This is a genomic window from Streptomyces sp. SID14478 (assembly GCF_010548525.1).
Lineage (GTDB): Bacteria > Actinomycetota > Actinomycetes > Streptomycetales > Streptomycetaceae > Streptomyces.
Genome location: NZ_JAAGMG010001170.1, coordinates 1 through 945, shown reverse-complemented (window position 1 = coordinate 945; position 945 = coordinate 1). Strand labels below are relative to the sequence as shown.

General features: G+C 72.8%; 1 protein-coding gene. It reads left to right on the top strand.

Features of this window, described 5'->3' with window-relative positions; translation table 11 throughout:
- Positions 1-331 precede the first annotated feature (331 nt).
- Positions 332-754, top strand: a complete 423-nt coding sequence (locus G3I40_RS37210; protein WP_164559240.1) for an acyl-CoA thioesterase — start codon at positions 332-334, stop codon at positions 752-754.
- The last annotated feature ends 191 nt before the right edge of the window (positions 755-945 follow it).

Genomic DNA, 945 nt, shown 5'->3' with positions numbered 1-945 from the left:
CCCGGCTACCGCGTGACGGACACCCCGCAGCCCGAGGCAGTCGCCGTGCATCATCCGGAGGCGGCCGGGCTCGGTGCCTGCGCGGCGGCGCTGGAGGCGGCCGGGTGGCAGGTGAGCGAGCATGCGGCGACGCGGGGCGGGGGCCGCTATCTGCTGGCGTCGCCGAGACGCACGTAGCGGCACGCGGACGCACGCGCGCGCCCGCACCGGAATGCGCGGCCCGGTCTGCTGGTTGAATCGGCCAGAGGCGACTGAGCAAGCGCTCAGCCGCGCAGTACACGGGGGTGGCAGCACCCCATCGGCAGCGTCCGTCATCGTCGAGAGGAACGTCGTGGCAGAACCCTATTCCGTCCGGGTCGAGGTCCGCGGGTACGAGACCGACACCCAGGGCCACCTCAACCAGGCGGTGTATCTGCAGTACGCGGAGCACGCCCGCTGGTCGCTCCTGCGTCACGCCGGCATCGCGCAGAGCGATCTGCTCGCCCACGGGGTCGGGCCCGTCGCCCTGGAGACGAACATCCGCTATCTGCGGGAGCTGCGCGCCGGTGACGAGGTCGACGTGGAGTGCGTCTTCGCGTGGGGTGAGGGCAAGACGTTCCGCATCGAGCAGACCGTGCGGAAGGCTGACGGCACCGTGTCGGCCGAGATCACCGCGGTGGGCGGCCTGTTGGACCTCACCGAGCGCAAGCTGGTCGCGGACCCGAAGGAGCGCTTCAGGAAGCTGGCGACGAACCCGGCGGCCTTCGGTCTCTAGGGGCCCGTCTTCACACTCCCGTCTGCCCCGCGACGCCTGGCACGTGCTCTCGCCGCACCGGGTGCAAGGCCAAGTACGTCCAGCGCGTCGTGGCGCAGGCGCGTGGCGGGGGCCTCGCGCCGCGCGAGTGCACTGCGCGCGGCCCGGCCGCACCCGCCGTTCATGTGCCCCACCCCGGCACGTCCGCGCGG